Raw genomic sequence first — 6346 nt, 5'->3', positions numbered from 1 at the left:
GGATCGATAGGATCTGTAACAATCGCTGTATTCTTAATGGAAACTGTACCCCCTGCAAGGTTGGCATCTACAACGGCATTAAAGCTTAAGGTCAGTTCTGAATTACCGGCTACAGAAAGATTAGACCAGGTAATTGTCCTGTTAGCTGGATTATAAGTCCCGCCATTGGTAATTGTTGAAATTTGTGATAACCCGGCAGGTATAATATCGGACACCTGTACCGGAGTTTTTGCTACCGTATTACTGTTTTTGATTTTAATCTGATAGGTAATAGCTTGTCCGGGTTTTAGGGTTACAGGATTACCTACTATAGATTTTGTAGCGGTCAACAGGTCAATCAACGTAACTGTTGTATTATTTTTAATATTATTACATCCGGCTCCGGCTACTCCGTTACCACATTCAAAATATGGATCTGTAGGAGGTGTATTGATATCCGGGTTTGTGGCGTCCGGATCCGTTACGTCATTGGGACGCATAATAGTTGCGTCTACTGTTATAGGACCGAAAGGTGCAGTACTGGTCGGTTTTACCTTAATTTCGTAGGTAATAGAACAGCCATTCGGCATATTAAGTGCCGAATTAAATTTATTTGATGTTATGGATGGACTTATCTCTCCGCCACCTGTACACACGTTTTTTGGTGTCGCACTAACGATCTCATAACCTGTGGGTGCATTGAACGAAAAAGGAGCACCTTCTACATCACTTGGTCCGTCATTTTTTACAATTACATTGTATACAATTTCATCTCCTACTTTGACGACTCCGTTTGAAGTGCTGATACTTTCTACTTTGAGATCGGCTACCTTAACCGCTATTTGTGTTTGTAACATCTCTACCGGACCCAAAATAAAAGTCCATGTATCCATCGCTTTAACATCTCCAAATGTTCCGCTGGTAGCAGTTGTATTTGCTCCCCATTTATGTCCATTCGCATTCGACCCAGAACTTGGTGTACCATTAGGCAGGACAAAATGACTTGCATTTTTTGGTGATGAATTTGTTCCTGAACTGGTATTCGGAATATCTGTGTCATCCCAATAAACAATATTTGACTCTACTGATGACAGATCATCACTAAGCAATTCCAAGATGATACCATTGGGATTGATCTCCATATCTAAGTATGGGAAATGCACCTCTGCCCCTTGAAGCTGAACACTGATTTTAGCAGGGACATTACCTTGTGGCAATGGGCTTCCTGCTCCATCTTTTCCATCCCACAGAATATTATTGACACCAGCTAATGCTATGCCCGTTAACGTCCGTGCAGGAAAACTCGTGCCCCCGTTAGATTCAATTACAATTTTATATTGTCCGGTATTTCCTGTTTCAAAGGAAATTTTACCACCCTTATTACTAACCTGTCCATTAGTTCCGTCTACACCAATAACTTTCAGTTGTTCCACTTTTGGAACGATTCTGTTATTTTTTAACCAGGTATTACCTCCCGGTACAGCTCCATTGGCTGAATTCGGAAGATCATTTGCCGGAAGAGTATAGAATATTTTGTGCGTGACTTCAGATCCGGAATCTGCTGTACGTGGATCATGTACTCTTCCTGAGAGACTGGATAAATCCATACTCTTGTATAGTGGAGTATTATCTGTAGCTGATTTGAAGAAGCCCTTATTATTAACAAAGAACGTGAAAGAGATTCCGTTATTTCCGTTATTATCCACATTGTAGACATATCCGTCTTTTGTTAATATCTTAAATTTACCATAGAACCCACCGATATTAGAAAAACCGTTTCCTATTGTATAAATATCCATATTAAGAACATTCATATAAACCCGGCCTTTAATCCAGTTTGTTTTAGCAGCATTGGCTACAGAAATATCCCAGGCGGGAATATATACAGCATTTGTAGCCTGTGTCCAGTTACCATTGCCTGAAATATTTTCTCTTCCACCAGAACCTGTACCATTACCATGAGCAAGAAACTCTACCCTGTAAATTCCTTCCTGTGTTACTGTATGGTAGATTGCAGTATAAGCATTCGCCGGAGATGTCTGTCCGGGTAACCTCGGACCTTCAAGTTCGGCAGTTCTGTTACTGATATTTCCAGCATTGTTGCCTATAGTGAGTGCCAGTTCCGTTCCGTTAGGTCCGAACAATTTAATCCTGGCATTAGTACCTGATTGGGCACTTGATGCCAACGTTAGCGTTTCTCCAGACTTAGCATATACATAATGTGTACCCGTCGTAGGAAATGGATAAGCATTTGCATTTACGTCTGTACTTGAACGCAAAGAAGCTCTTCCTCCGCTTACCCCACTCGGATATAAATCTCTGGAACCATCCGCATATGTATTCAATCCCAGGCAAAGAGATATAAATACGAGTACGATGTAAACAATACAATTTTTGTTAAAATTTTGCATATTCGGTTAACAATTATTTGACTTTTCATTATCTTTCCTAAGCAGCATACTCATCAGGGCAACGATGCGGAAGAGGAATCTTCCTAATACAAACTGAGCAGTTTAAGCTCCCTTTTTATACGCTTTACTTTGGCGGGACAAATATTGACAACCTGTCCAAAATCAATGGTCTCATTATCTAAAACTGTTGTACAAGACAATAAATTGAGACAAACGGACTTGGAAATAAATTTTACAATTTACTGGAAATTAGATCTTTATAAATTTTCCGTAAAAATCAAAACTGAGAGACACTTGTCTGTCTGTTTTTAAGAAATGAACAGCAGCACATATAGAATTTATAGAAAAAAGATTTTCCATACGGATTTTCAGAGCCAAATGATAATTACATGATGACAAATCAATGCTGTAATTATAAGCACACATTATTCTGCACATATTGCTAGCGCAAAAAGAGTAATGGATTTTGGCGAAATGATATTGGTTTCAGGAGAACAGGAAATTCCTGATCACTTTAAACAGGTGGGCGCATGCAAGAATTACAGGTAAGAATTCTTACCTGTTAAGAGGAAAAGATAAAAATTTCGGATCTTTTACTTTGATTCTTCCCGTAAACGAGAGATCAGAACAGACGGAGAGATTCCAGTTACAGCCTTAAATACTGCTGAAAATTTGCTGTGCGAAGAAAAGCCTGCCAGATCTGCAATATGGGAGAGTTTGCAATGTCTTAATTTGGGTTCGTCCTGCAATCTCTGGATGATATGACGTACTCTGTATTCGTTTATATAATGAGAAAAGTCTTTCCCTCTATAGGTATTGACGATGTACGAAAGATAATTGGTATTCGTATGAAGACGTGCTGCTACAGAAGAAAGAGATATTTCTTTGTTAATGAAATAAGACTGCTCTTCAAGCTGCGTTAAGTCACTCAATATGCGTTCTTCTGTTTCCCTGGTAATTCTAAGATCTCTGCTTTCTACTTTTGTCGATTGTATTCCATCAGATTGACTACCCCGAAGTCCAAATTTTTCAACATCACGTATAATATGATTGTATTTCATATTCTGCATCTTTCTATTCCATATGTAAAATATTACGCTTACAGCACTAACAATAAACAGAAAAACAGATAGAAAGATCAGATACTTTTTATTTCGGGACTCCGTATGTTGTGTATCGTGAAATTCTTTGATCAGTTGATTAGATATTTTTAATGTCAGATCATTCTTTTTTCTTATTTCTTCCATATAGCGTTCGCTATATTCTACAGCCTTTGTCTGATCATTTGTTAGTTTGTAATATTTTGCAAAACTTTCATACAAAAGACTTTTCAGTTCCGCTCTATCGGATGAAGCAATGTAAACTTCTGCCTGTTTAAAATAGGAATAGGCTTTAGCATATTGCTTTTGTTTCATTTCCACCTCTCCCATTGCTCTGAAAATATAAGGGCGAAGATTGCTTTCCTGTTCCCCCAGCTTCTGCAAGGAGGAATTCAGATAGTGTCTGGCCTTTTGCAGATCATTGGTTTCCAGATAACATATCCCCAATAACTGATCATTTGTAGCATGCACAATTATTGCTCTCGGACTTGAAGGGATTTGTTTCAGATGTTGCATCCCGGTTTCCAGTTCCTTTATGGCCTCTTTAAACTTTTTGTTTTCCAGATAATAGAAAGCTCTTTCCTGATAAATATTGGCTGAGGTAAGATCATATCCTTCTTTACCTTTAAGTCTTTTATTTGCCTTTTCGGCTTCTGCAAGGTGTTTTCGTCCTTCTTCTACCAGACCTACATTGCGGAAGGTAGTCGCTATAAACCCGGAAGTCCGGACTGTCCATTCCAGATAATCAAAATCCTTTGCTATTTTTTGTGCCCGGATTGCATTGACCAAAGCTGCTGTAAAATCTCCGGTGCTATGTTTGATATTTGCCAATAACATCAGCGATTTAATCTGCTCCTCTCCTTTATTCGCAATGGACAACAGCGAGTCAGCAAGAACATTTGCTCTCTTCACATCTGATGCAATCATTGCGCCGTACACTTTATTGTACACACTATCAAAAGCAGCATTTTCCTGAGCCCGAAGCGGGACTGTCATATACAATCCGATAAGGAGCAGTAAGACAAATCTTATTTTTTTCACGGTAAACAATTATTATAGTAATGGCGTTGAAATCATTTCGTCAGATCAGACAGTATTCCCTAAACAAGCTGGCTTTTGAGCTTCCTCTCTCTAAACATTAAAGGCGTACAAGATTGCTCGTCACGGAAACATCTGTAAAAAGAGGCTTTGGATCTGAATCCGCAATCCGCAGCAAGCTGTTCCATCGAAAGGTTAAAACGCTGATCGGCAAGCATACTGCAGGCATAACGAACTCTCAGCTGATTAACATAGGTGATAAAACTCTGTCCGTAATGTTGTTCAAAAATCAGCAATAGCTGTTCTTTAGGAATTTTTAGATTTTTGGACAGTTTCAACATGTTAAACCTCATATCCAGGTACCTTTCCGGCACTAAATATTCGTCTATACGCTGAATCCATAATTTTCTTTCCTGCTCATCAGGATATATATCCTGCATCCCTTTGTCTGCCCGCCTGACTATTTCGGATACACCTCTTTGTTGATGCATCAACAAGTAAAAATAGTGCAGATAGGCTGCTGATACAGCAATAAACATAGCAAAGAACAACAAGAGGCCGGATAATGAGGATACTGCATCCTGCTTATAAACAATATAGTTGTATGCCACCAACATCATAAAGAAAGCCAGTATAAACAACAATATTACACTGATATAATCGAGATATGCATTACTGTCAACAGATGTTTCGGTCTTTCTTCCCAGATTAAAAATAATGGCAAGTGCGTATACAAACCAAATACCAGCAGTACAGGTATACAGAATACTGTAATAGATATATCCATAATCGGTACGAAAGGATGCAGAAGATACAAAAAGAAAATAAAACGGAAGCATCAGCACCATAGGTAATAAGTGCCAGATATCCTGTTTGGACCAGCCCGTTCTTTCTGTCGCTTTAAATCTAATGTAACCACAAGAACCAAATATCCAGCATAAGGGCGAAGCCTTGTCTAGATATGAAAGTGAAGGATAAATATAACTGCATACCACTGTAAACAATGTATAAAAGATAAATATTACCAAAATACATTGCGTAACGCGGTCAATAAATGCCGTACTCTTTGTAAACAGTATAAAGCCTAGTGTCACACCGGCCATCAACAGAATAGCTGTAAAAAGTATGGTAGTGATCATTGCTTGATTAGGGACAAGTGTTCTCTGAATTCTGATGGAGTAATCCCCATATACTGTTTAAAGTATTTATTAAAAGTAGTTTTAGAATTAAATCCGCACTGAAAAGCTAAAGATTCTATTTTGAGTACATATCCTCCTTCTCTGAACAACTTGACAGCATGTGCAATACGGTATTCGGCAATCCATTCATAAAAGTTTTTCCCAAGATAATTATTGAGCAATACAGATAGCTGTTGTCTGCTTATTCCGATTTCATCCGCAAGCCGGTCTGCAGAAAGTCCGGTATCCAGATATAACTGCTGTTCTTCTACTGATCTGACCAGATCTTGTCTGTACAGTTCCCAATGCGCTTCTTCCATAGGAGCTTCTTCCAGGAATGGGATCTGTGCTATGGACAGTTTCCGTCCCGCAGTATTTGTCTGTTCAAAAGAAGAACTTAGGCGACGAATCAGAAAATCAAAACTCAATAATGCAGAAAGAACGGACAGCAGACAGATAATAATCATGGGATCAATATCATAATCAAACTGTAATCTGTGATGCAAAACAAGTGTCAGGAAACCGAATTCAATAGCACAGAAAATAAAGAAAAGCTTAACAAATAAGGACACTTTTACATTCTCTTTAGTTGAAGTCCACTTTTTCATATTCAACAGTATCATTACCGTATAACTTATAC

Annotated in this window: 3 protein-coding genes and 1 pseudogene; all 4 read right to left on the bottom strand. The window is 38.4% G+C overall.

Features of this window, described 5'->3' with window-relative positions; translation table 11 throughout:
• Positions 1 to 2390, bottom strand: a pseudogene (locus tag B4B65_RS16225) (hypothetical protein); the annotation flags it as partial.
• 593 nt (positions 2391 to 2983) lie between these two features.
• Positions 2984 to 4531, bottom strand: a complete 1548-nt coding sequence (locus B4B65_RS16220) for a helix-turn-helix domain-containing protein (protein WP_293916935.1) — start codon at positions 4529 to 4531, stop codon at positions 2984 to 2986.
• 59 nt (positions 4532 to 4590) lie between these two features.
• Positions 4591 to 5667, bottom strand: coding sequence for a helix-turn-helix domain-containing protein (locus B4B65_RS16215; protein WP_201679919.1), 1077 nt, complete (start codon positions 5665 to 5667; stop codon positions 4591 to 4593).
• A complete protein-coding gene (locus tag B4B65_RS16210) occupies positions 5664 to 6314 on the bottom strand; it encodes a helix-turn-helix domain-containing protein (RefSeq protein WP_293916933.1) in 651 nt (216 codons plus the stop codon). The genes B4B65_RS16215 and B4B65_RS16210 overlap by 4 nt, the downstream gene beginning before the upstream one ends.
• Between the last annotated feature and the right edge of the window lie 32 nt (positions 6315 to 6346).

This window comes from Sphingobacterium sp. UBA5789 (genome assembly GCF_002418355.1).
GTDB lineage: Bacteria > Bacteroidota > Bacteroidia > Sphingobacteriales > Sphingobacteriaceae > Sphingobacterium.
Note: the sequence above shows the minus strand (reverse complement) of the source record. Positions and strands in the feature narration are given on the sequence as shown.